This window comes from Lysinibacillus sp. NPDC093216 (assembly GCF_050280325.1).
GTDB lineage: Bacteria > Bacillota > Bacilli > Bacillales_A > Planococcaceae > Lysinibacillus.
In genome coordinates, this window is the sequence record NZ_JBNNVB010000008.1 from 74583 (window position 1) to 99030 (window position 24448).

At 36.0% G+C, this 24448-nt stretch carries 36 protein-coding genes; 32 read left to right on the forward strand and 4 right to left on the reverse strand.

Going from position 1 to position 24448, the window contains the following annotated elements:
- The first annotated feature begins 6 nt into the window (after positions 1-6).
- From ACQKOG_RS11460 to ACQKOG_RS11590, 27 genes are all read left to right on the forward strand, one after another.
- Positions 7-1503 (forward strand): phage portal protein, encoded by a 1497-nt coding sequence (locus ACQKOG_RS11460; RefSeq protein WP_427446511.1) that lies wholly within the window; start codon positions 7-9, stop codon positions 1501-1503.
- Positions 1504-1509: 6 nt separating this feature from the next.
- Positions 1510-1677, forward strand: a complete 168-nt coding sequence (locus ACQKOG_RS11465; RefSeq protein ID WP_427446513.1) for a hypothetical protein — start codon at positions 1510-1512, stop codon at positions 1675-1677.
- A gap of 10 nt (positions 1678-1687) precedes the next feature.
- Complete coding sequence (locus ACQKOG_RS11470) at positions 1688-2812, forward strand: phage minor capsid protein (protein WP_427446515.1); 1125 nt, start codon at positions 1688-1690, stop codon at positions 2810-2812.
- A complete protein-coding gene (locus ACQKOG_RS11475; protein ID WP_427446517.1) occupies positions 2809-3087 on the forward strand; it encodes a hypothetical protein in 279 nt (92 codons plus the stop codon). The genes ACQKOG_RS11470 and ACQKOG_RS11475 overlap by 4 nt, the downstream gene beginning before the upstream one ends.
- Positions 3084-3551, forward strand: coding sequence for a hypothetical protein (locus ACQKOG_RS11480; protein ID WP_427446519.1), 468 nt, complete (start codon positions 3084-3086; stop codon positions 3549-3551). The genes ACQKOG_RS11475 and ACQKOG_RS11480 overlap by 4 nt, the downstream gene beginning before the upstream one ends.
- 71 nt (positions 3552-3622) lie before the next feature.
- Positions 3623-3853: a hypothetical protein gene (locus ACQKOG_RS11485; protein ID WP_427446521.1), complete on the forward strand. Its 231-nt coding sequence runs from the start codon at positions 3623-3625 to the stop codon at positions 3851-3853.
- A 186-nt stretch (positions 3854-4039) separates the two neighbouring features.
- The gene (locus ACQKOG_RS11490; RefSeq protein ID WP_427446523.1) at positions 4040-4699 is read left to right on the forward strand and encodes a hypothetical protein; all 660 of its coding nucleotides are present in this window, start codon (positions 4040-4042) and stop codon (positions 4697-4699) included.
- Positions 4700-4797: 98 nt separating this feature from the next.
- Positions 4798-5697: a capsid protein gene (locus ACQKOG_RS11495; protein ID WP_427446600.1), complete on the forward strand. Its 900-nt coding sequence runs from the start codon at positions 4798-4800 to the stop codon at positions 5695-5697.
- Between the two features lie 59 nt (positions 5698-5756).
- Positions 5757-6080 carry a hypothetical protein gene (locus tag ACQKOG_RS11500; protein ID WP_427446525.1) on the forward strand — a complete coding sequence of 108 codons (324 nt, stop codon included), beginning with the start codon at positions 5757-5759 and terminating at the stop codon, positions 6078-6080.
- Between the two features lie 8 nt (positions 6081-6088).
- Positions 6089-6484 carry a hypothetical protein gene (locus ACQKOG_RS11505; protein WP_427446527.1) on the forward strand — a complete coding sequence of 132 codons (396 nt, stop codon included), beginning with the start codon at positions 6089-6091 and terminating at the stop codon, positions 6482-6484.
- Complete coding sequence (locus tag ACQKOG_RS11510; protein ID WP_427446529.1) at positions 6484-6828, forward strand: putative minor capsid protein; 345 nt, start codon at positions 6484-6486, stop codon at positions 6826-6828. The genes ACQKOG_RS11505 and ACQKOG_RS11510 overlap by 1 nt, the downstream gene beginning before the upstream one ends.
- The gene (locus tag ACQKOG_RS11515; protein ID WP_427446531.1) at positions 6828-7151 is read left to right on the forward strand and encodes a minor capsid protein; all 324 of its coding nucleotides are present in this window, start codon (positions 6828-6830) and stop codon (positions 7149-7151) included. Before ACQKOG_RS11510 ends, ACQKOG_RS11515 begins: the two co-directional genes overlap by 1 nt.
- Positions 7148-7552, forward strand: a complete 405-nt coding sequence (locus tag ACQKOG_RS11520; protein ID WP_427446533.1) for a phage tail terminator protein — start codon at positions 7148-7150, stop codon at positions 7550-7552. The genes ACQKOG_RS11515 and ACQKOG_RS11520 overlap by 4 nt, the downstream gene beginning before the upstream one ends.
- The gene (locus ACQKOG_RS11525) at positions 7553-7987 is read left to right on the forward strand and encodes a phage tail tube protein (RefSeq protein ID WP_427446535.1); all 435 of its coding nucleotides are present in this window, start codon (positions 7553-7555) and stop codon (positions 7985-7987) included.
- Between the two features lie 105 nt (positions 7988-8092).
- Positions 8093-8482, forward strand: a complete 390-nt coding sequence (locus tag ACQKOG_RS11530) for a hypothetical protein (protein WP_427446537.1) — start codon at positions 8093-8095, stop codon at positions 8480-8482.
- A 9-nt stretch (positions 8483-8491) separates the two neighbouring features.
- Positions 8492-9061, forward strand: a complete 570-nt coding sequence (locus ACQKOG_RS11535; RefSeq protein ID WP_427446539.1) for a Gp15 family bacteriophage protein — start codon at positions 8492-8494, stop codon at positions 9059-9061.
- Between the two features lie 45 nt (positions 9062-9106).
- Positions 9107-9205, forward strand: a complete 99-nt coding sequence (locus ACQKOG_RS11540) for a zinc finger domain-containing protein (protein WP_427446602.1) — start codon at positions 9107-9109, stop codon at positions 9203-9205.
- Between the two features lie 57 nt (positions 9206-9262).
- On the forward strand, positions 9263-14023 hold the full coding sequence (locus tag ACQKOG_RS11545; RefSeq protein WP_427446541.1) for a tape measure protein: 4761 nt from the start codon (positions 9263-9265) through the stop codon (positions 14021-14023).
- Between the two features lie 5 nt (positions 14024-14028).
- On the forward strand, positions 14029-14916 hold the full coding sequence (locus ACQKOG_RS11550) for a phage tail family protein (RefSeq protein WP_427446543.1): 888 nt from the start codon (positions 14029-14031) through the stop codon (positions 14914-14916).
- Positions 14917-14918: 2 nt separating this feature from the next.
- Positions 14919-16031, forward strand: coding sequence for a siphovirus ReqiPepy6 Gp37-like family protein (locus ACQKOG_RS11555; RefSeq protein WP_427446545.1), 1113 nt, complete (start codon positions 14919-14921; stop codon positions 16029-16031).
- Positions 16031-16897 carry a hypothetical protein gene (locus tag ACQKOG_RS11560; protein WP_427446547.1) on the forward strand — a complete coding sequence of 289 codons (867 nt, stop codon included), beginning with the start codon at positions 16031-16033 and terminating at the stop codon, positions 16895-16897. The genes ACQKOG_RS11555 and ACQKOG_RS11560 overlap by 1 nt, the downstream gene beginning before the upstream one ends.
- On the forward strand, positions 16897-17451 hold the full coding sequence (locus tag ACQKOG_RS11565; protein ID WP_427446548.1) for a hypothetical protein: 555 nt from the start codon (positions 16897-16899) through the stop codon (positions 17449-17451). Before ACQKOG_RS11560 ends, ACQKOG_RS11565 begins: the two co-directional genes overlap by 1 nt.
- A gap of 18 nt (positions 17452-17469) precedes the next feature.
- Entirely contained in the window at positions 17470-17655 is a 186-nt protein-coding gene (locus tag ACQKOG_RS11570; protein WP_427446550.1) for a hypothetical protein, read from the forward strand.
- A 53-nt stretch (positions 17656-17708) separates the two neighbouring features.
- Positions 17709-17897, forward strand: a complete 189-nt coding sequence (locus tag ACQKOG_RS11575) for a hypothetical protein (RefSeq protein WP_427446552.1) — start codon at positions 17709-17711, stop codon at positions 17895-17897.
- Positions 17898-18018: 121 nt separating this feature from the next.
- The gene (locus tag ACQKOG_RS11580; RefSeq protein WP_427446554.1) at positions 18019-18327 is read left to right on the forward strand and encodes a hypothetical protein; all 309 of its coding nucleotides are present in this window, start codon (positions 18019-18021) and stop codon (positions 18325-18327) included.
- A 2-nt stretch (positions 18328-18329) separates the two neighbouring features.
- Positions 18330-18587 (forward strand): phage holin, encoded by a 258-nt coding sequence (locus ACQKOG_RS11585; RefSeq protein WP_427446556.1) that lies wholly within the window; start codon positions 18330-18332, stop codon positions 18585-18587.
- A complete protein-coding gene (locus ACQKOG_RS11590) occupies positions 18587-19306 on the forward strand; it encodes a peptidoglycan recognition protein family protein (protein ID WP_427446558.1) in 720 nt (239 codons plus the stop codon). Before ACQKOG_RS11585 ends, ACQKOG_RS11590 begins: the two co-directional genes overlap by 1 nt.
- 46 nt (positions 19307-19352) lie before the next feature.
- On the opposite strand, the gene ACQKOG_RS11595 is transcribed toward ACQKOG_RS11590, so the two are convergent.
- Positions 19353-20009: a hypothetical protein gene (locus ACQKOG_RS11595; protein WP_427446560.1), complete on the reverse strand. Its 657-nt coding sequence runs from the start codon at positions 20007-20009 to the stop codon at positions 19353-19355.
- Between the two features lie 5 nt (positions 20010-20014).
- Entirely contained in the window at positions 20015-20413 is a 399-nt protein-coding gene (locus ACQKOG_RS11600; protein ID WP_427446562.1) for a hypothetical protein, read from the reverse strand.
- A 225-nt stretch (positions 20414-20638) separates the two neighbouring features.
- Between ACQKOG_RS11600 and ACQKOG_RS11605 the strand changes: the two genes are divergently transcribed.
- Genes ACQKOG_RS11605 through ACQKOG_RS11620 form a run of 4 tightly spaced genes read left to right on the forward strand, consistent with a single transcriptional unit; the run spans position 20639 to position 21916 of the window.
- On the forward strand, positions 20639-20914 hold the full coding sequence (locus tag ACQKOG_RS11605; protein WP_427446564.1) for a YolD-like family protein: 276 nt from the start codon (positions 20639-20641) through the stop codon (positions 20912-20914).
- A gap of 15 nt (positions 20915-20929) precedes the next feature.
- Positions 20930-21268: a YolD-like family protein gene (locus ACQKOG_RS11610; RefSeq protein ID WP_427446566.1), complete on the forward strand. Its 339-nt coding sequence runs from the start codon at positions 20930-20932 to the stop codon at positions 21266-21268.
- The gene (locus ACQKOG_RS11615; RefSeq protein WP_427446568.1) at positions 21255-21608 is read left to right on the forward strand and encodes an aconitate hydratase; all 354 of its coding nucleotides are present in this window, start codon (positions 21255-21257) and stop codon (positions 21606-21608) included. Before ACQKOG_RS11610 ends, ACQKOG_RS11615 begins: the two co-directional genes overlap by 14 nt.
- Entirely contained in the window at positions 21608-21916 is a 309-nt protein-coding gene (locus tag ACQKOG_RS11620) for a hypothetical protein (protein WP_427446570.1), read from the forward strand. The genes ACQKOG_RS11615 and ACQKOG_RS11620 overlap by 1 nt, the downstream gene beginning before the upstream one ends.
- Before the next feature lie 55 nt (positions 21917-21971).
- On the opposite strand, the gene ACQKOG_RS11625 is transcribed toward ACQKOG_RS11620, so the two are convergent.
- A complete protein-coding gene (locus tag ACQKOG_RS11625; RefSeq protein ID WP_427446572.1) occupies positions 21972-22532 on the reverse strand; it encodes a DUF5067 domain-containing protein in 561 nt (186 codons plus the stop codon).
- Between the two features lie 551 nt (positions 22533-23083).
- On the opposite strand from ACQKOG_RS11625, the gene ACQKOG_RS11630 reads away from it, so the two are divergent.
- Complete coding sequence (locus tag ACQKOG_RS11630) at positions 23084-23335, forward strand: hypothetical protein (protein ID WP_427446574.1); 252 nt, start codon at positions 23084-23086, stop codon at positions 23333-23335.
- A gap of 265 nt (positions 23336-23600) precedes the next feature.
- On the opposite strand, the gene rpsD is transcribed toward ACQKOG_RS11630, so the two are convergent.
- Complete coding sequence (rpsD, locus tag ACQKOG_RS11635; RefSeq protein ID WP_370075739.1) at positions 23601-24203, reverse strand: 30S ribosomal protein S4; 603 nt, start codon at positions 24201-24203, stop codon at positions 23601-23603.
- Between the last annotated feature and the right edge of the window lie 245 nt (positions 24204-24448).

Here is a 24448-nt window from a genome sequence, read left to right on the forward strand (position 1 = left end):
GATCCAATGTTTAACAAGGCTGTCGGATGGATGAAAGGGGTGATGGTTAAATTGGGGTTAGTGCAAAAAATAAAAGATGTTTCGGATATTAAAAAGATACCTATCTCAGACCAAACATACAAAGAAATTGAAAAGTGGCAGCAAATATACAAGGGATACTTTAGTGAATGGCATGACGTGTTTTATCACACGGTTGCCAGTGGTCAACAAAAGCGCCGCAGAGCATCGTTAAATATGGCCAAAGTACTTAGTGAAGAGATGGCCAAGATAATCTTCAATGAGAAATGCGAAATCAACATATCCGATGATGCTACATCTACATTCATCCATGATGTGCTTGAGGACAATAATTTCTATAAGCAATTCCAACGTTACTTAGAGTATAGCTTTGCCACGGGTGGCATGGTCGTAAAACCTTATGTTGATGATGACAAAATTAAATTGTCATACGTAAAAGCAGACTCTTTTATACCTATCTCTTGGAATAGCAGAGGCATTTACGAAGGTGTGTTTACTAATGTCACTGTCGAAGGTAAGAAAACATACACACTACTTGAATGGCACCTTTGGGAAAATGATGTATACGTCATTAAAAACGATCTTTATGTAAGTGAAAACGTGAATGAACTCGGTAAGAGGATACCGTTATCAACTCTATACGATGATTTAAAAGACGAGGTACCAATCGAAAATGTACGTAGAAGCTTATTTGTTTATATCCATCCGAACGTTGCAAATAACATTGATTTAACAAGTCCTCTTGGTGTACCAATTTATGCAAACGCACTAGACACATTAAAGAGCCTTGATATCGCTTTTGATAGTTTCCAACGAGAATTTGTGCTTGGTAAACGTAGAATCATCGTACCTGAAAATATGGTGAACACAGTTTTGGATAGAAGAAACAACACAATGCGACGTTTCTTTGATGAAAATGATGAAGTTTACGAAGCTATGGGCGGTAACATGGATGACAACAAAATCCATGATAGCACTGTAAGTTTGCGAGTAACCGAGCATGTTGATGGCATTAATGCTTTGTTAAATCTGTTATCTATGCAAACTGGATTTTCTTCTGGTACCTTCACATTCAACGGTCAATCAGTAAAAACGGCCACGGAAGTAATTAGCCAGGATAGTAAGACATTCCGTACTAAACAGACTCATGAGGTCGTAGTTGGCGAGGCTTTAAAACAATTGGTTGAAATCATCATCGATTTAGGTGAGTTGTACGAATTATTCGAGCGTCCAGTAGGTGGATACGAAACGACGATTGGCTTTGATGATAGCATTGCTGAAGATGCAACAAGTGAGATGAATCGCCAAATCCAATTAGTTGGTGCTGAATTAACATCAAAAGTAAGAGCGATTGCGAAGGTGCATAAAGTACCTAAAGAAGAAGCTATTAAGATATTGCAAGAAATTAGAGAGGAGAATAATAGATCTTCTCCTGAACATGATGAAATTGCGAAAGAAGTTAGTCTCTTTGGACAAAAGGAGTGATTTTAGATGGATGAACAAGAGAAACAAGAGAAAATAAGAGCACTTTTCGAAAATTGGAGTGAGCTATCGAAACATAGCCTTGTGCACCAAAGAGAAATGGATAATCGTAAAATAGGTGCATTACTTGTTTTAAATGAGTTAGATATCAATATTAAAGGAATCAATGTAACTTAGGAGTGAGTAAATGCCAAGACCAGTCATTACTCCATATCAATTTAATCTGTACACATCACAGATTACAGACATCTATGTGGCTTTAGAGGATGAATTATTCAGGCAGATAGTAAACCGCCTTAAAACGAACCCTGAGCATGATAAAGACTATGTTCTACAGTGGCAAGTCGAAAAAATGCAGCAGTTACGTATGTTCAATCTTGAGACTATCAAAGAGTTGTCAATTGCTACAAGTATTGCAGCTGAAACAATCAGAGAAATGATTGGAGATGTAGGATACAAGACAATTCAAAGCGTAGATGATGAGGTAAGTGGCAAGTATAAGCAGTTACCACCACCAACTCAAATGGATATGATACTTGAAGGATTTGTAAAACAAGCATTTTTGGAACTGGACAACTACGTTAACCAAACACTTATCACAACGACTTTTGGTCAAGGTACTGTTGCTATTATGTATCGCAAAATCGTCGAGCAGACTACAGCGCAGGTTTTAGCTGGCAATATGACCATAAATCAAGCTGTTGCCGATACGGTCATTAAATGGGCCGATAAAGGCATTAATACAGGGTTTGTTGATAAAGGTGGTCGAGTCTGGCAGTTAGAACAATATGCTGACACAGTAATCCGAAATACCGTTAACAACACATACAATGAATTAAGATTATCTCGTATGGATGAATACGGCATTGATTTAGTGCTCGTTAACAGCTATTCAGACCCAAGACCAGCATGCGCAAAGATACAGGGTAATGTTTGTTCAATGAGTAATCCTTCGAGTGACCCTAAGTATCCGTCAATCTATGAATTCGGATATGGTGAGCCATGGGGGATAAGAGGCGTTAACTGTCGTCACATCTTATATCCGTTTATCGATGGCTTAAATACTAATAATCAGATTCAATATGATGAAGATGAAATGAGAGAACAGTACAAGCTATCACAACAGCAACGGTATTATGAGCGCCAAGTACGAAAGGCAAAGCGTTCTCTTAATCTCGCTGAGGAAATCGGCGATGAAAATGCAATTCAAAAATATAAGCAGCTAGTCCGTAATCGACAAACTAAAGTACGTGAGTTTGTAAATGAACATGATCTTGCTCGACGATATGACAAAGAGAGGGTGATTAAATGAAAAAATATCGTAAAAAGTCCGTAATAATAGATGCTTGGCAATTCACTAAGAAGAATTTCTCTAAAGGAGTTCCCAGATTTATTAGACACGCGAAGGGAAAACCTGTAACTCTATATAGTCAATATGCAGGAAAAGTCATTTATGGAGAAATCGAAACGCTTGAAGGCGTTATGCACGTATCAGAAAATGACTTCATCATAAAAGGCGTAGCTGGTGAATTTTACACATGTAAACCTGATATTTTTGAAGCAATCTACGAAGAGGTGACTAAATGAAGAGGTCAATTATAGAGGCTCATTTTTATGTGAATGAAAAGCCTATGGTCTTTTTGAAATGGATTGAACATGCTGGACACGGTAAGTTTGAGAGAACTTTAAGGGCGCCAATAAATAATCTTGCTCCAATGGCTAATCATGAGTTAATTGCATTTGCAGAAAAGCTAATTAAGCGACATGAGAACATAAATGTTCAAGGAAAATTTTCAACTGAAGAACCAGATGAGTTCTTGCGATGGGTAAAAGAACTAACAACTCTTTCTGAACGAGATGTAGACGCTGCAATACTTGATGAATTTATCAATGTTGGAATTAAAAGCTTACCAGAACTGATTGCTTTGAATAGCTTATCAAATAAAAAACTTGCTAAGTATAATTCGTTATTTCAAAAAAAGCGCAAATTGGAAATTACTCAACGGATTGAAATGTGTTTTGGTAAGGTTCGAGAAATGGTGATTGAGTGAAAAGGTCAACGCTACAAGGTCACATCTAACAAGGTGTGGCTTTTTATTATGCCTAAAAGGTGGTGAATAACTTGATAGAGTTTATCGGTTTTATCATTTTAATATGTTTCATCGGTGTTGTAGCGCTAATTACTAACGCAATTATAGTAACGTGCCGAAGGAATGCATTACCTTCTGAATTTTCAAATCAACAAATGTTTATAGATAGTGATCCTATTGTTTCAGATGTTCCTAAACGGCCAATAGCTGATTCAAATTGGTTTGTAAAAACGTTTATGCGACCAAGACGAAAGAAGGTGTGAATATGGTTGAAGCGTTAGAAATCATCTACGGTCATCCATGGTGGACCACGTTATGGTTATGGATTGTGTTGCTTATATTTGCTGCTGTTTGTTCAAGTTTTAAAAAATCTTAGTTGTTATACATGTCTTTATCCGCAGACGCCATAAAGAACGGAAGGAAAACTATCCATATTGGAGGGCTTTATTATGACGAAAGAAATGCAGAAAACAGTATACCAGCTACCGACACCAGATGCTGGGTGGAGAACTTTAGATATTCAAATGTTTGGAGGAGAAGGTGATTCACCACCAGTTGACCAAACACCTCCAACAGATCCACAGCCTGCAGATAAGGGCGGAGGTAAGGATTTAACACCTCCAGAAAAAACATTTACACAAGATGATGTCAACAACCTCGTTAAGCGTGAATCAAGTAAGCAACAAGAAAAAATGTTGAAAGAGCTAGGCATTAGCGATTTTAAAGATGCTAAAGAAGGCCTAACTAAATTCAAAGAGTGGCAAGATTCACAGAAAACAGAGCAAGAAAAGCAAGCTGAACGTTTAAAGGAGCTAGAAACAAATCATGGTACTTTAACGGATGAAAACTCAGTACTCAAAGCAGAAATCAGTGCAATGAAAGCTGGTGTTAATGCTGATTATGTCACTGATGTTGTGACGCTTGCTAAAACGATGGTGAGTGAGGATGTGGATATGGATACAGCTATTTCAAAGGTTGTTGAAAAGTATCCTCATTTCGCACAGGTTGAAGTTGAAAAAGAAGAAACACCTAAACCTAAATTTTCAACAGGACAGCATCAAAAACAATCTACTACCGAAGCAGAAGCTTGGGCAGCTGCATTTAAATAACAAATAAGATATTCCAGGAGGAAATGAATATGAAAAATGTAATTGCATCAATACCAAATTATAATGGCATGAAAATGCTAATGAATTTAAACATTCAAATGTTTGCTCAAGCAAACTATGCAACTCTCTATTCACAAGCACTTCAACAAAAATTTTCCGAAGGATTGTATTTCGCAGAGCTTTTTAACACGCCAAATAACCAAAATTTAAAATGGACGAGTGCTAAAACAATCCAAATCCCACGTATCACAGTAGGTGGTTTTGTTGACGTTGACCGTGATGTTGTAGGTTCGTTCACTCGACGAGCAGACAACGATTGGGAACCAAAAACAATCGAACACGACCGCGAATTCCGTACATTAGTTGATCCGATGGATATTGATGAAACAAACATCGCATTATCAATCGCGAACATCACTCGTGTGTTTAACGATGAGCAAAAGATTCCTGAAATGGATAAGTACATGGCTTCTAAATTATTAACAGAATACCAATCTTATGGTGGTGCTCTGGACCATAAAGTATTGACTACAGAAAACATTCTGTCGGTATTCGATGATTTTATGGCTGAGATGGATGACGCAGAAGTACCGCAAATGGGCCGTATCTTATATGTGACAGCAACGGTTAACAAGTTGCTTAAGGCAGCACAGGGGTTACAACGTTCATTGGATGTTATTGCTAATAATGGTGCTGTAAAACGTAGTATTTATTCTTTAGATGACGTGACAATTAAGGTTGTACCATCATCACGTATGAAAACTGCTTACAACTTTACAGACGGTGCAGTTGTTGACCCAACAGCAAAACAAATTAATATGATTTTGGTTCATCCTTTATCAGTAATCTCGCCACAGAAATATGAGTTCGTATCACTAGATCAACCAACTGCTGCTACTGGCGGTAAATATCTGTACTTTGAAAGAAAATATTGGGACGTATTTGCGATTGAAAAGAAAGTACCTGGTATTAAATTTAATACAGAAACGCTTAACTAAGAGGGCTTAAACAGTCCTCTTTTCTTAAATTATATTTATAGAATTGGAGGTTTTCATACATGAGTAATGTAGTGAAAATTCGAAAAGGAAACCGAATTTTAAACGTAGAAGAAAGTCGTCTATCATCATTTTTAAACCAAGGCTATGATCAAATCGATGATAACGGCACTATCGTTAAACGTGCTACTGGTGGTCGTAATGTAACTGTAGCTGAGTTAAACGAAGTGATTGAAGCAAAAGAGCTGTTAGAAGAACAATTAGCGAACTCAGATTCTGCAGAATTACTTAAGGAAAACAAAGCGCTAAAAACAAAGGTAACAAAGCTTGAAAGAGAGCTAGAAGAATTAAAAAAGCCAACTGATTCAAACGCAAGTGGTAAGTAGGTGTTAACATGCCTTATCTAACTTACGAGGAATACCAAGAGATTGGCTTTTCTGATGTTACTGTAGATGATTTTCCAAAGTTAGAGCGAAAAGCGAGTGATGTGTTAGATAGCATCACTCGTGATTTTTATCAGCTGAATGATCTAGATTCAGACTTTCCATTACGTCGAGATAAATTCAAAAAGGCAGTCGTTGCTCAAATAGACTACTTTTATGATATGGGTGCTACAAGCTCACACGGAATCCAAGAGCCAGCAACAGTACAAATTGGGCGTACAACGTTATCGAGTAGTGCAAAAGGCTCTTCATCGACACAAAGTGCAGAAAATAGCTTAGTTTCCAAAGATGCTTTGATGTATTTAAGGAATACAGGGTTATTGTATCGAGGAATCGAGGTGGTTTGATGATAGTTAAACCGTTACCTAAGAGTTGGCTTATACACACCATCACTTATAAAGAAATACTCGATGAAAAAGATGATTACGGTAATCCGATGCACAAGGAGCCTTTCGATATTGAATTTGTACGTTATGATCCTACGACGGTGTTTAGTCGTGATAACACACAATCTAAAATAGTAGCTGAGGGTGTAATCTTTGTAGATGCAGTTAACAGCTCGCCAGTACCTGAATTTAAAGAGGAATCTATCATTATTTTTGAGGGTAGAGAGTTAACTTTAAAGAAAATTGTGCCTTGCTATCATCCAAACAAAAATAAAATCCGTCACTACGAATTGGAAGTGATATAGTGCGAATACGTGTTAAACAAGAGCTTGATGGTATACCAGTAAAGTTAAATAGTATGACGAAGCAAGGACAAATAGCATTGGTCAATCAAGTTCACTCAGACTCAAATATCTATGCCCCTAAACTGTCCAGTGACTTACGTAATCAATCGACAATCGCTGTCGATGGTAAGTCTATAATTTGGCATGGTCCTTACGCTAGAAGACAGTATTATAATGTCGGTGCCAAATTTACGACTCCTGGTACTGGTCCTAAGTGGGATCAAAAAGCTAAGTCGATACATGGCGACAGTTGGGTGAAAATCGTTAAGGCGGCGATGAAATGAAAGAATTAGATTTTTTAGTACAACTCAATCGATATATAAATAAACAAAATTTCTTCGCTAAAAGCGTAATTGGTGTCCTTGGGAAAGAAGAAAGCTTATCCATCATGGCAATGCCAGGTGGTGCCGAGAAAGTATTTTTCGATGGCACCAGAGATAAAGATTATCAAGTGCAAATCAATGCAAAAAGTAGGAAACAGGATGACTGTATAAACACCTTAAGTACATTATTTCAAAAACTAGAGAGTCTTACAGAGTTACCATCAGACAACAACTCTTATGATTTTCAACAAATAGTCGTTACTTCTTTACCATCGTTAGTGATGATTGAAGAAAGTGGCGGCTATTTTATTTACGAATTATCAATCAGTGCAACAATAACGATCCATAAAGGAGTGGTATAAATGGCACGTCAAAAGAATGCCTTAACTAAATATTTCGTCGGTCCTTTGACAGATGAAAAAAGCACAGCAACACTACAATTAGCTAAATGGATTAAATCTGTATCAGATGACTCAGATGAATCAACTGAGGATACAGCTTTTTATGATGGCGACGGCACACCAGAGAGTGATGTTGTTTCTGTTAAAAAATCTTATTCATTTGAAGGAATGTTTGATGAAACAGACGAAGCGATGAAATTCATTGCATCTTTGGAGCTTGAAGTAGGAGAAGGCCGTAAAATTGCCTTTAAACAAGAGCGTACTAATGGTGATATTTTAGAAGGTCGCGCTACTGTGACTGAAATTAAAGTTACTGGCGGAGAAGCATCTGAGTACGCCACATTTAGTTGCAAAATTGGTTGGGATACTAAACCAAAAGTGACTCCTAAACCCTAGTGATCCCCCGGTGGATGGGGGAGAACCTGAAACAGAAGAAAAAGTTGATCCAATAGAAACAGAGGGCGAGTAATCGTCCTCTTTAATTTAAAAGGAGTGGGATAAATGGTTATTAAAATTCAAACACGTGAAGTTGGTATTCCGGTAGAGCTTGGAGAACTTAAATTCACTTTCGATACATCTGACGAATCAATTAAATCTTTTTATGAGGTTGGACAGAAAACCTTAAATGAAATGAATAATGTGAAAGATGACGATATGGATGCTGCTAAAGAAATTCTTGAAAAAGGCTACGACCTTATGTTGGGTAAAGGTGCCTTTAAAAAAGTATACAAACAAACGCCGTCGTTAATTGAAGTAACGAGTTATTTCGTACAAATTGCGGAAGGTATTCAAGAGGAATTATCAAGTTTAGGTAAAGGGCTATCCCAACAGGACAAAGCACAACAATATCTCCGTAGTAAAAACAAACCTAAAAACAAAAATAAAAAGTAGGTTGTTGCTATGTTTAAGTTGACCGACACTTTGGTTAATGAGGTTGAAATAAACGGCCGTATGTACAGTTTAAACATGTCGTTTGATAATATCTTGAGCCTTATCGATATGTTAAGTGATAAAGAGCTTGACGATGTAACACAGATACTTATAGGTATTGAGATGCTAATAACTGAACCTTTAGAATGTTCAATTGAGGAAAAGGCTGAGATCTTTTTTGAACTATATGAAACCTTGATTGATGTAGCTAAAGAGGATGATGTTGAGTACGACATCGAAGGGAATCCGATGCCTTCACAACCAAAGGAAAAGGAAGTGGACATATACGATATTGCACAAGATGCAGAGTATATTTACGCTTCTTTTTTACAAGATTACAGCATGGATTTATTTGAGCAACAAGGTATTTTACATTGGGATAAATTTAGAGCTCTTTTAGCTGGGTTACGAGAGGATACTAAATTTAAAAAGGTGCTTGAAATACGTCAGATGCCATTACCGACAGGGAAAGGCTCTGGTGATCAACGTAAACAGGTTGAAGAATTGAAGAAAGCGTATGCGTTGAAGCCTAATGATTAGGCTTCTTTTTTATGCGAGGTGATTAAATTGAAAGATTTGAAAGTAGTGCGTTGTAAAAAATGCAATAGGCTACTAGGGAAAGTAAAGGGTGAAGCAGAGATTAAATGTAGTCGCTGTCACACCACTAATGCCTTTAAACAATAAGAGAGCCACTGAGCCCCGAATATGTTTGGAAATTTAAAAACATAAAGGGGTGGTGCAATGGCTAGTGATGGTCGCGTAGTAATAGACGTCATACTGGAAGATGGCAAGGTAGCCAAAGGCGTAGCAGATGTTAAAGGACAATTAGGCGGTATAGGTCAGGCTAGTGAAACTAGTACTTTAAGTATCGGTAAAATGGTAACGGCTCTAGGGTTAGTAGCAGCAACAAGAAAAGGCATCGAGATGGTTAAAACAGGTATCCAAGGAGCATTTGCTCGTATAGACACCATGGAATCATTTACTGCTGTAATGACCGCGATGACAGGAAGTACAGAAAATGCTAAAGCAGCTCTAGAGGGTGCCAGATTAACCGTTAAAGGTACAGCATACGGACTTGATACAGCAGCGAAGTCAATCCAAAACTTTGTAACTCGTGGCATGGAAGTAGATAAGGCTACAAATACATTCGAAACATGGGCAGATGCGGTAAGTTTTTACGGTGATGGTTCAAATGCACAATTATTAAACGTTACTGATGCACTTGCAAAAATGATAACTAGTGGCAAAGTCGGCATGGACCAATTAAACCGAGTATTTGATGCTGGTATTGATGCTGTTGGTATGTATGCAAAAGCTACAGGCATGGATGCGGAAGTCGTTCAAAAGAATTTATCCAAAGGCAAAATCTCAGCTGAAGAATTTATTAGTACAGTGACCAAAGCAATGGCAGAAGGTACCAACGGTGTAATGAAAATAGCTGGAACTGCTAAAGAATCCGGTGCTTCTTGGATGGGTACCTTTGACAACATGCAAGCTGCAGTTAACCGTGGTGTAGTTAATATAATTCAAGCTATCGATAAAATGTTAACTGATAACGGATTGCCGGATATGCGTAAAATGGTAGCTCAATTTGGTTCAGCATTTGAAGAAGTACTGAATAAAACAGCGGAAGGGATTCCGAATTTTGTGAATTCAATAAAAGAAGTATATCAAAATTTAGAATCGTGGATGCCATTGATCCAAAGTGTCTCTCTCGCGCTTGGTACTTTTGTGGTCTCCATCGCAACGATGAATACTGCTGTAATGGTAGCAACTAAGGTTTGGTCTGCTTTGAACATAGTACTGGCAATGAATCCATGGACAGCTTTGGCTGCGGCTATAGTAGCTGCAGTGGTACTTATATATGTTTATTGGGGGCCTATAACCCAATTCTTTTCAGATTTATGGGCAAAAACATTAGCTGTTTTCAATAACGCATTAACCGCTATTCAATCATTCGCGACGGCGATGTCCGAAACAGTATCGAAAATAGCAACAACACTTAGTACTAGTTTGGGCGCTGCGTGGTCAAGTGTATCCAGTGGGTTTACTACAGCAATAAACGGGTTGCTAACTGGGTTATCTAGCCTTAAAGAAAAACTAAGTATTGTCACAGATATTATAAATGTTGAACAAGCTCTAAACTTACTTAAAACGGCCGCAATAGCAGTTTTATCGTCTGTATTAATGTTGATGGGACCGTGGGGCATATTTGCTAGTATTCTATTAAAAGTTTTTACTCACACAACTTTACTACAAGATACTTTTAAGATGCTCAAAGGCGAGATGACATTCGATGAAGTCGCTAGTAATTTCTCTGAATCTATAAGTGGAATTATAGAGAATATAACAGAACTAACATCGCGTTTTGTTAAGATAGGAGCCGAGTTAGTTGTCGGATTAATCAATGGGGTAAGCAGTAATATCGGGAATATAGCTGCTACATTTGCGGAGATATTGCCAATTATTATTAACACATTAGTTATGATAGTACCTCAAATTATTCTATTAGCAGCAGATATTGTAACAAAATTGGCGGAAGGTATTACAACTAACTTACCTATGATGGTAGAGGCAATAGTTAGTTTAATAGAATTAGTTACAACAACTATAGGAACACTTCTACCACAACTTGTTGAAGTCGGAATATCTTTGCTAACAACGATTATTAACGGCATCGTTACAGCTTTACCGATGTTAATTGAAGTCGTTGTGCAATTGCTAGATACAATAATAAATAATCTGACAACAATGTTGCCTATGTTGATAGATACTGGATTAACAATCGTTGAAACATTGTTAAACGGTATATTAACTGCATTGCCATTAGTTATTGAAAGTGCTCTAAACATCGTTATGTCACTTGTGGATGCCTTAATTACAGCATTACCTCAATTAATTCAAGTGGGTTTATTAGTACTCAATACATTGATTGAAGGTATTGTTGGAGCGTTACCAACGATAATTGAGGCGGCGCTAACTATTATAATCGCGTTGGTAGGAGCGTTAATTTTACTCTTACCTCAAATTATCGAGGCTGGTATTAAAATTATCATGGCCTTAGTTCAAGGATTAATAAAAGCTATACCAGCACTTATAGAAGCAGCATTAACTTTAATTATGTCGTTAGTAGAAGCACTTATTAAGTTACTACCTCAATTAATTGATGCTGGAATAAAAATCGTTGAAGCTCTTGTAAAAGGACTTATACAAGTTTTGCCACAACTTATTGAAGCTGGTATTACTCTCATTACAGAATTATCAAAAGCTATGCTTAAATTGCAACCACAGTTATTAGCAGCAGGCGTCCAACTGATTGTAGCTCTTACCAAAGGGGTCTTATCCATCCTAGGTCAACTGCTATCGGCAGGTGGTCAATTAATAACTGGGTTGTTAGGCAAAATCCTTAGTTTTGTAGGTCAGTTGCTTGCTGCTGGTGTAACTCTAATTAGTAATCTTATATCCGGAATATTATCTTTGCTTGGCAATATTTTAAGCGCAGGAGCAAATCTTATCACAGGTCTTATTGATAAGATTTTGAGCTTTGTAGGTAATATTTTAACTGCTGGTAAAGATTTGGTTGGCTCGTTAATAGACGGCGTACTTAGTAAAGTCACTGATATGATTAATGTCGGTAAAGACCTGGTAAACGGTTTGATAGACGGTATATTAGGCATGGCTGGTAATGCTATAGAGGCAATTACTGGTGTTGTAGATGGCGTCGTTAATAAGGCTAAATCACTGCTTGGTATTCATTCTCCTTCTCGTGTATTTAAACAGATTGGTATCTGGACAATTGAAGGTATGGAAATCGGTATGGAAGAACGTGAAGCAAGTATAAAGCAAGTCATGACCGACATAACGAATAGCTTACTCAACGTTACGAAAAATTTCCAAAGCGAAAACAAGAATATCACTCAAAAAGCAAATGCTGAAATTGCTCAAATTGAAAAGCGATCTAAGGATGACATCGATAAGATTTACCGTAATGCATATGCCAAAAAGCGTAAAACTACTCAGGACGAGAATTTAAAGATTAAACGAATTCAGGAAGATGCTGCTAAAAAGATTGCTGAAATCGAGAAAAAGTCTAAAAAAGAATCGTCTGATTTACTTAGTAAAGAGCAGCAAGAAAAGCTAAAAGAAATCAAGTTATTTATCGATGATAAAAAGTCCTTAAATGAACTATCGTTAGTTGAAGAAATTAAGATTTGGCAACAATCATTAGATCACTTTGATTTGTATTCTAAAGAACGAGTTGAGGCACAAAAGGCTCTTAAAAAAGCTACAGAGGAACTCAATAAAGAAAATCTTGAAAAAATCAAACAATATATATCGGATAAAAAGTCCTTAGATCAATTATCGTTAATTGAAGAAGCGAAAATTTGGGAAGAATCCATAAATCTCTTTGAAGAAGGTAGCAAGGAGCGTATCGAAGCTCAAAGAGCACACCAAAAAGCTGTCGAGGCTGTAAATAAAGAGATTACATCAATCAATAAAGAATATCTAGACCAAATGAAGAAAATTGATGACGACTACATCAAAGAAGCTCAAAGACTCAATAAAGAGTATGATGATGTCTATAACAAGCGCGTATCAACTCTAATGGGATTTGCAAATACTTTTGATGCCTTTAAGGTTGAATTAGATCGCACTGGTTCCGAGTTAATGGAGAATCTACAATCACAAGTTGATGGATTTAAAAGTTGGCAGGAACAATTTGCAAAGTTGTCCGAGCGTGGCATTGATGCAGATTTATTAAATGAGTTATCTAATTTAGGTGTTAAAGCCTTACCAGAGCTTGCGGCATTAAACAGCATGACTGACGATCAACTATCTAGGTACAGTGATTTATATAAAGAAAAATCGCAACTAGCTAGAGAACAAGCTGAAAAAGAATTATCAGGCATGAGAAAAGATACTGATCAAAAACTTTTGGAATTGCGACAAACTGCTGATACTCAATTGAGTAAATTGCAGACTGAATGGGACTTAAAAATTAAAAATCTAGTACGTGCAACTGATTCAGAGCTATCTACTTTAAAACAAGTTGGTATTAACGCTGGTCAAGGCCTTTTGGATGGACTAGCAAGTATGGAAAGTGATTTAATCAACAAAGCTCAAGATATTGCAAATGCAATAAAAGACACTATGCAGTCAGCGTTGGATATTCACAGCCCATCACGTTGGATGAGAGATTTTGTGGCTGGTAATTTGGCTAAAGGATTTGATGTTGGTGTAGATAAGCACAAAAACATTATCACGAAAGCTTCAGGTCGTTTAGGTGAAATGATTAAGCCGGATATAGTCAATAAGTTAAGGGGTGTAAAAGCTAATTTAGGAACGTTAGGAACATCATTACAAAGTGTCGCAAACACAAATAACACAACATCTTATGACCATTCACGTAAGATGTACAATACAATCACTACACAGCAAACTGGTAACGATCGGGCTGATTTAGAACGTCTATTACGTAGACTAGAATTCGAAATGGGTTGATTGGAATGATAACAAAATTAAAAATAACTAATAGTAGAGGCGGCGAATTTGAATTCGGCCGTCTTTTTCGTTTGACAAATGGTCTTGATCTAAGTGGTTTGGTGGCGAAGGTAAACTTTTCGACTAATTCAAAGGCTGGATCTAAATATCAAAATACAAAGTTGGAAAACAGAGAATTTGATATTGAATTTAAAATGATGCGTCAGAGCGCTGATGAAGTACAAATGGATAGTAAACGTGCAAATATGTACAGAGTCTTTAATCCAGAATTGAACCCGATGCGTGTAGATTTGGAGCTAAGTGACGGCAAAGAATACTACTTAATGGTTAACCTACAAAGTACGCCAGTAATGCCGCCTGACCATGCTAACAACAACGCAGCGTGGCAAAAAGCATTATTACAGTTCATAGCCACTGACCCTTATATCTATGAAAAAGACTCACGTCGAGTAGATATAGCAAAATGGGTTGGGGCCTTTAAATTTCCTTTAAAAATACCACAAGGCGTTGGTATTAAAATGGGTAAACGGTCAAATAGTTTTATTGTAAATGTGTTTAATGAAGGGCAAAACAGAACAGGTATGGTAATACAATTTAAAGCATCAGCAACTGTAGTAAGACCAGCAATTATTAATGTAGACACTTATGAAGAATTGAGACTTAACTATACAATGACCAAAGGTGATTTTATTGAAGTTACAACTTTCGATGGCAACAAAACTATCACTTTAATAAAAGATAATGTAAAAACCAATATATTTAATGCTATTGATTTAAATAGTCACTTCTTGCAAATCGAACCAGGCGACAACCTATTCAGATATGAGGCAGACAGTGGAGTAGACAATTTGGAAATATCGCTTGAATATCGAGCTAAATCAGTGGGGGTGTAATGGTGTATTTAAATATTTTCGATGTGAATTTTAATCGGTTAGGTATCATCGATGAAGATAATGATATAGATTTTACACTGAAATATCATGATCATAGCATCTTAATAGCGACCATAGATGCAAACAAAGATAATGTAGCTCACTTTTTTACAGATGAAATCAGGATTCTTACGAAATCAACAGATTTAAGACGTGGCTATATTATCGAAAACGCAGAGTTTAAAGATGAAAATAAAACTGAAATATTAATCATGGCAAAGTCTTTAAGTATCATGATGGGTTGGAGAATTATTGAGTGGCAACAAATTTATAAAGGTAACATCGAGGATGTTTTAAAGAGCTTTGTTAACGCCAATGCTATCAATCCAACGCTCGCAAACAGAAAAATACCAAACCTTGTTCTAGGTCCTAACACCGGTATCGACATAATCACAGAAGAAGCATACAACAACAAAATGCTCGACGAGTCCTTGTGGGAAATGTGCATTAAACATGACGTATCATTCGAGATATTAATGAATCATACGACTAAAAATTTTGAATTTATTGTTTATCAAGGTGCGGACCGTTCAACTGAACAAACAGTTAACCCTCATATTATTTTTTCAAAGGCGTTTGATAACGTTAATACACAGTCTTATATCGATGATATGAGTAATTACAAAAGCACTGCTTATGTAGCTGGTGAAGGTGAAGGTGACGATCGTACTGTTTTAAGGCTAAATGATAATTTTACAGGCTTTGAGCGTAGAGAAATATTTTTTGATGCTCGTGATCTACAGTCCAATTATAAAAATGAAAATGATGAGGAAGTAACCTTAACACCTAAGGAATATGAAAAGGTTTTAACAGAGCGTGGGCTAAATAGGTTGTCTGAGTATCCACGTATACAGACTTTTAAAAGTGATAATGATTCAGATTCACAATTCGTTTTTGGCAAAGACTATTTCTTGGGTGATAAAACGACATCTCGTAACGATGAAGTAGGTTTAGTAATGCATTCACGAGTAGTAGTTGTAAAAGAAAACTACAATGAAAATGGCTGCTCATCGCAAACAGAATTCGGTACAGCTGTACCAACGATTATAGATAAAATCAAGAAGGTGATTAAGTAATGGCTGTACGTAGTGGTTTTTTTAATGATGTAAACGATGATCGAGTTTATGATGCAAATGACTTCGCTGAGTACTTCGCAACATTTATCGGAAATGGCGTTTTTCCTAACCCTTCAAATGGTTTACAAGTGTATGCAAATAACAATATGACCACAGTTGTTAAGGCTGGTAAAGGGTGGATTAACGGTTACTTCGTAGTAAATAACAGTGACTTTATTATCGCTCACGATAGAGCTGACGGTGCCTTGAAACGCATCGACAGAATTGTATTACGAAAGAGTGTTGCTGATCGTGACATTCAAATTGTAATCAAAAAAGGTACTTTTGCTACCAATCCTGTTGCACCGACAGTTGTACGAGATGCAGATTTTTACGAGTTAGTGTTAGCTGATGTACTAATCGGCGCTGGCGCTACTCAAATTATTCAAGGGAATGTTACAGACCAACGGCTTAATAAAAGCTTATGTGGCATTGTACATGCTGTTGTAGATCAAGTAGACACAACTACAATCTTTAATCAGTATCAGTCATGGTTTAATAGCTATAGTGTCACAAAATCTAACGAGTTCCAAGTGTGGCAAGATAGTATTCAGTCCGCTATGGAACAGTGGATAAACTTAGAACAACAGGACTTTTTAGATTGGAAAGCTTCTGAGAAATCAGCATTCGTAATTTGGTTTGAATCTGTTAGAGGTATATTGAATGAAGATGTTGCCGGAAATTTATACAATCTAATTGACGATCATAAGAAAGCCGCAATGCCTCATCAATTTCTCGACACAACAGACAACAAAATATATAAATACGGATTTAAGACCAATCAAGCTAAGGATGGTCTTATTTTTGTTTATGAGGAGGTTTTATAATGCCTGAAATAAATTTACCTACAAAGGCAACACAAGATACTATAAAAACAAATGTAGATAACGTAAATACGAATGTCACAAGTGTTAAAACTGATGTTGCTACAGTTAAAAATAATGTAGCAACAGTAGATACTAATGTGAAAACGGTTAATACAAATCTAGGTACGCCTACAAGTTCAGCAAGTAGTTCAACTAGTGGCAATGCTCATGCCAAACTAAACTGGTTAATGAATAACGGAAGTACAAAATCAGTATTGAAAGTATCTGGACTTGATGCGAACTATGCTAGTCAATCGCTAACTAATCAACTAGGTACTATAGTGCCATATAGTGGGGATGCTAATCTGTATTTAAATGTATATGGTAGTGGACGTTTATTATATTTAATAAATGGTACAAATCATTATGCTCTCTATGTCAAAATAGATGGTAAATCGTTTTCGTTAGGCTACGAAGGAATATTTGATATACCCTTTTCTTCTAGTTTAAGAATCGAACATGGTGGCAGTCCAGATAATGCACCTAGATTAATATATTACGAACTAAACCAATAATTGAGAAGAGGTGATATTGTGACTATCTTACGCGAATATGAAGAGAATGGATTTAAAATAACCGAATACACAAATGATGGCGAAACGGTATCTGCTAGGGTTGAAGAAAAGATTTTGACGGATGATGATATTTCCCCATCAGAACCAGTTGAAATACAACCAAAGCCTACTTTAGAAGAAATGCAAGCACACAAACGTTATTGAATACAGAAGTATTAATTGCAATAAAAAATATCGGAGTGTAGGGAGGAACGTATATGAATATTGTTTATCGTGCTGCTGAGTTATTAATCACTAGTCCAGGATGTAATTACGATGTGATGGCAACAAATTTAAGTTTACTTATGTTAAATAAGCAAGTTAGCCAAGATGAATATTCGAAGTTATGTACCTTAATGAACGTACAGCAAAATAAAGTATCGAATGAAACGCAAGCAGAAGCTTAGCGTTATTTTTTATGAATTTTTTAGCGCTGTGAGAGCAATCGAGATGGGCAACAGTACATGTTACTGATTATCGATGCTTCTGACAGCTTTTTATTTTAGGGCAAAGGATTGGTGATGGCAATTGACAGTGGAATTAGGAATTGTTTTAACAATTTTATCGCTAATTGTAGCGATACAAGGGTATCAACTCAATAAAACTAAAAGTATTAAAGATGATGGGAAGCAATCAGCAGAGGTAAGTGCTCAGTTGCAGTATATCAGTAAAGGTGTTAATGATATTCAAATTGATATGAAGGATATTCGTTTGGATATGAAAGCGAGTGAGCAAAAAGTACAGGGGCAGATTCAAGATGTTGTTGAACGTGTTACTCGTAACGAAGAATCAGCAAAACAAGCACATAAACGAATCGATAAATTGGAGGAAAAATAATCATGAAAATTAACTGGAAAGTACGTCTACAACACAAACAATTTTGGGTGTCATTAATCGCATTACTCATTGTGCTCGCAAATCAAATTGCTGGCATTTTTAATGTTGATATTACGATTTATAACGACCAGGTAACTGCTGTCTCAGAGACTATTTTAAGCATCTTGGCTCTACTTGGTATCGTTATTGATCCAACAACTATTGGCACTTCTGATAGTGAACAAGCATTAACATATTCAAAACTAAAGGATGATGAATAATGGCATATACATTAAAACAAAACTCACTACTTTCAAGTAAATATCCTATTAAGTCACCTTATACTATGGTGCCTCAATACATCACAGTACACAACACAGCTAATGATGCGCCTGCTTCAAACGAAATTAAATACATGTTCTCTAACAGCAACGAGGTATCTTATCATGTTGCTGTCGACGATAAAGAGGTTATTCAAGCTATCCCATTCAATCGCAACGCTTGGCATTGTGGTGATGGTGGTGGTAGTAAAGATCCTAACGCATTAAAGAAAGGTAACCGTATTTCTATTGGTGTTGAAATCTGCTATAGCAAAAGTGGTGGTGCTCGTTATGCTGCAGCCGAAGAAAATGCAGTACAATACATTGCTAAACTTTTAAAGCAGTATGGTTGGGGCATTGATCGTGTGAAAAAACACCAGGATTGGAGTGGAAAATACTGTCCGCATCGTATCTTAAGTGAAAATCGTTGGAATAGCTTTTTAAAACGAATTGAACAGGCTATGAAGCCAACAACTCAAATAATTACACCAACACAACCAAAGGAGGAAGCAAATATGGAAAATTCACTAACATCAACAGCAAAAGAGGATTTAAAATCATTGTTAAAAACGACATATCAAAAAGGAATTTTAAAGGTTGACCATAGCGAAAAAGTAGGTTCAATGACAGATGGTGAAGCTTTGGGATTACTGATTTCGGTAGTGAAACGTACTTTATAAGATACAAAGAGACCAAGACAGCTTAATTGCCGTCTTGGTCTTTGTTTTATTTAACTGCTACAATTATTAATGTAACAACTATAGCCAACATCCCAACAAACATAGCTATATTTCCCCAGAAATTTTGGGTTTTCATAGTTTCCATGCTTTTTACATGTTCATGTATACGTGTTTCAAATGTGGATAAACTATCGTTTATTCTTGTTTCAATTTGAGACATTGATTCAGTTGTTCTTGCCTCCACTTTTTCGAGAGAGGAAGCAATTCTTGACTCAGTATCAGATAATTTATCGTTAATACGGTCTTCTCTTTCTTTCAAAGTGGCTTGAATGTTTGATTCAATACTTTGAATAGAACTGAGTATACGATCTTCACGTTTTTCACCATCTGATGAAACTCTTTCAAGTTGCTTTTCAAAACGTTCTTCGCGTTCTGAAATTTCTCTTCGAGTGCGATCTTCACGTTCACGCATATCAGTTTTCAGTTCTTGAAATAATGTATGGAAAGAATCGTTACTCATATCGCTCACCTCTTTATCAACAGACTTGGCACTTTTAATGGTACCATTTTTATCTGTGAAAATCACTTCATTATCATTAGTATGCTCTAAGATTCTATCTATGTATGCAGCTGGAACGGCGACTTTAGGGAATTCTGGATCAAATACGAATTTTTCATTTGTATCTTCGTTCGCAACACCCAATTACTTCACTTCCTTTGACGTTGTAAAATCGGTACTGATAAAGTTTTTTCGTCTCCTTCAATAATTGCTTTAATAGTGTATATCCCATTTTGTTGAATTAAGACTTCTTTAAAACCAACATTAAGGACAGCGGAATACGCTAAATTTGGTGAATAATCTTCTGGGTTTGGATGCGAAAGTTCTCTTTCTCTTCTGGATATTAAGTCACCATCAGGGTTAAGCATTTCCACAGCAACAGGGAAAGGATTTTTTTGTATACCATAAATCCCTATAGAGACAACAAAGTCTATATTAGATTTTAAATTATCCACGAAGAACATAACTTTAGGATTAATTATAAATTTTCTATCTTGTTCGTCACTACCGAAACTCTCACAAATCACAATGTGACCTATCTTAACCATTAAATTGCACCCTCTTTCTAAATTAACTATAAAGGAAATGATAGGTAATTGTACATATGAAAAAGTAACTAACCTAAATTTCTTTTCTTTTTACCCTTCTTATAATTTCTTATCTAAAACGGTTTATTGAATAAAATGAGTCTAAAAATATTTTTTATTGCCAAAAACAGAACGCTAGCTAGTTCTATAATAAAACAAACAAATGTTCTATTGAGGAGAGATAACATGGCAACTAAGACCAAAACACCAACAAAGAAAAGAGAAGCTAAACATTTAGATCGTGATGAGTTTGAATTAGAGGAGATTGCATACTCATTAACCGAAGCTATGCAAGAATCAAAGAACAAAGTATTTTCAGTATATAAACAAGATGAACAATTAACAGGTATGGTCACTAAAATGGATGCAAACACTAAATTAATACATATTAAAGATAAATACATGGATATTCATAAAGTGCATTTTTTAGATATCCTGAGTATTTCTGAATGTGATTATTAATGGAGAGTGATTGCGATGAATAAAGACCGCGGATCAATGAAATGGACAGCCATGATGCTGCCAGAACATCTAGTTGAGATTAAAAAGTGGAAAGAAGAGCAATTTCATGAAAAGAAACGTGATTTGACTGAATGGGAACTAGAAGAGATTGAACAAACAATACAACGGGCCTCAAAATTACGAAAACTAATTACATTAACGCTGTGGCAAAATCACAATCTGCGTGATGAAACAGGTTTAGTCACTGGAATGGATCCGTATAAAAAGGAACTGCTACTGGATGCAGATATATCAGTAAAACGTATTGCATTTAGTGATATCCAAGACGCCAGGTTGGTAGATGCCGATGATTAAACATGAGGATCGTGGCGCTGTATATGAGTATATAAAATTAGACATGGCAATCAGGTCATTACAACATGACTATGCATCACTAGAGAAGCTTAAAATGTCTAAGGTCTACATGAATATTGTAGATGGTTTATTAAAAAGTCTAAGAAATGATTTCTACAATAAGAAGCGTATGCTAGCCAAGAAAAATATTGAGATAATAAAGTGGGTAAATGTAAGTGAGTATTTTAGTGATGTAATTATAAAAACTGGTGGAGAAGATGAAGTGCTAAACTTTGCTAAACAAGCACTTAAAACTCATACAGAAGAACTGATACGACGTTATTTAAAGGAGAAAATATAATGCCAATACTAAACCATAGTTCTGTTCAAATATTATTCGGAAAAGGAGATGTAGGAGTTAGCGTTGGTTGTAATAAGGAAAGAAATTCAGGAGCTATTCAAATTACTAAAATAAATCCAGTACCTGTTGGGACTAAATTAGAAGGTACTAAAATGTTAGATTTAAATGATGCTCCTGTTACACTTGGTTTTACTAATGTAGAGAGTTTAGATGTAGTAATTAATCAATTTTTAAAATTACGACATATAATGTCTGGTGAAGATGAGTACGAATGGACTGCGAACGGAAGAATTATAGAAAAAGAATAATACATAAAAAAAGCCACTCATTTGAAATGATAATGAGTGGCTTTCTTCTATATTATTATTTTATAGCGAATTCTTTTTTTCCTAATTCTTTACCTTCGTAACCTTGTATAGCTACTAATATTACAGGTGTTTCCAAATCTTTGAGATCATATGCAATGACGTTTTCTACAGTTTCATCTTTTTTGATATTTTCGAACTCTGTTTCTTTGAATCTGTCATCAGGTGAAAAACCAACTCCTAATTTGTTATCAGCGTTTGGATCACCTTGAATTGCAGTAAATGTAGATTGCCATGCCAACCCTGGACTTACCTCTTTGTCGCTTTGGTTTGTTACACTATACCAGATTGCAAATACTGGTGTTTCGCCACGTTCGTTACCTTTTTCACCCACAGGAATTACTTTTGTTTCAGTGATGGTTATTTTTAAATCTCCTCTTTTTACTTCGTTGTCTTTAAAATAAACGTCACCACTTTTAGTTTCTTTATCTGCTGTTTTATCAGTAGATGCAGTTTTTGTTTCCTCTTTAGGCTTTTCGTCTTTAGATGAATCTGCTCCACATCCAGCTAATCCTAGACTTAATACTAGTGCTGCACTAAAAATTAGTTTTTTCTTCATTGTAAAATAGTCTCCTTTGTATATGTTGGTTCTATTAAATTATATCAATATTGGTAAGTGTTGTCAGTATGTAATTGGAATAGGTAGATATAAATACAGAAATACTAAAGTATGGACATCGAGACATTACACATTATTGCTATCTTCTATTTCAAAAAAATCAAAACTAATTGTGATTTCGTGAAAATTATAGATTATAGAGAAGAGAAAGGGAATTATGCGTTTTATGCGCTTTATAAATGTAAAAAAGGGATTGTGTTAAAGAAAGTAGTCTTAACTATAGATGGAGATTTATTCGACATTATCTCGCTATAATTGATGAACTTTGTCGTAAAATGTAGATACCTCGACAAAATTTTTCAATTGGGCTTGTAAGCCATTCCATTCTTATGATTCCAGTGCTACCATAAAAATAACAAAAAACCACATCTCAAGGTGCAACTTGAAATGTGGTAGTAATCCGAGTGACATTCACCCAATTAAACTAAATTGTATTGTACCATTTAATTATGGTAATTAGAAGTGGATGTTACTCCCAATTTTGAGGGGGCATGAGCATGGAAATGACAACAAAAGAAATACTAAACACACTAAAGATTTTTTCGGATACCTTTAATATACCACCACCTAATTCAAACGATATCGGAAGTTGGTGGGACCAAGTTGTAAATGATATGGACATAGAGTTACTTTATCTATTGCATGACAATAATGTATTAGGTCGTTTTGATGACGATGTCTTAGTATTCATGAACAGTCTACTTGCAAATCGAATTAATGATTTAGAGATAGTGGCTAATTAAAAATTACATAAATTTAAAAAGAAGTCACTCGAAAAAAATTCTGAGCGACTTCTTTTGTATTTGAACGTTTTTTATGAATACACCTGTCCGTATGTTATTTTTTAAAATTGATTAAGGTGAAAAAATGCTCCCCCAGGCGCTCCCCCAAATCCCCCGAATAAAAACGTAAATTTCCGATTATCTAATTATATACAAAAACCTCGCAAACACTTGTATAAACAAGGTTGCGAGGTTTAAGAACCGTAAGTAATCTAACGCTAAAAAATTAACGAGAGTAGTACTCTACGATGAATGCTTCGTTGATTTCAGCTGATAATTCAGAACGCTCTGGAAGGCGAGTGAATGTACCTTCTTTTTTGTCAGCGTCAAATGTTAAGTAGTCAGGTACGAAGTTGTTTACTTCGATTGCTTCTGCTACTACAGCAAGGTTTTGAGATTTTTCACGAAGAGAAATCGTTTGACCTGGTTTTACGCTGTATGAAGGAATATCAACGCGTTTGCCATCTACTAAGATGTGGCCGTGGTTTACTAATTGACGAGATCCACGACGAGTACGAGATAAACCTAAACGGTAAACTAGGTTGTCAAGGCGAGTTTCAAGAAGAACCATGAAGTTTTCACCGTGAACACCTTTCATTTTACCAGCGCGGTCGAATAGAGTACGGAATTGACGTTCGTTCATGCCGTACATGTGACGAAGTTTTTGTTTTTCTTGAAGTTGTAAACCGTATTCTGATAATTTTTTACGTTGGTTTGGACCGTGTTGACCTGGTGCGTAAGGGCGTTTTTCGATTTCTTTACCTGTACCGCTTAGTGAGATACCAAGACGACGTGATAATTTCCAAGATGGACCTGTATAACGAGACATATTGTTGTCTCCTCCTTTAAATTTGGTTTTTTTGTTGTAAAACAAAAACCAGTAGTACCCATTCTTATACGTATTTTATTTTCATGTATTTTCGCCTATGCAGCCGTTAGGTTACGCAATACACCGTCTATTTGTTTAGAATCTGTTTAGTTATTCTAAATAAAATAGAGGAATAAAATACAGTAATAAGCTCATACCACTGCTGCGTTTATTTTACACAAACTCCATTGTAACGGCTTATTACA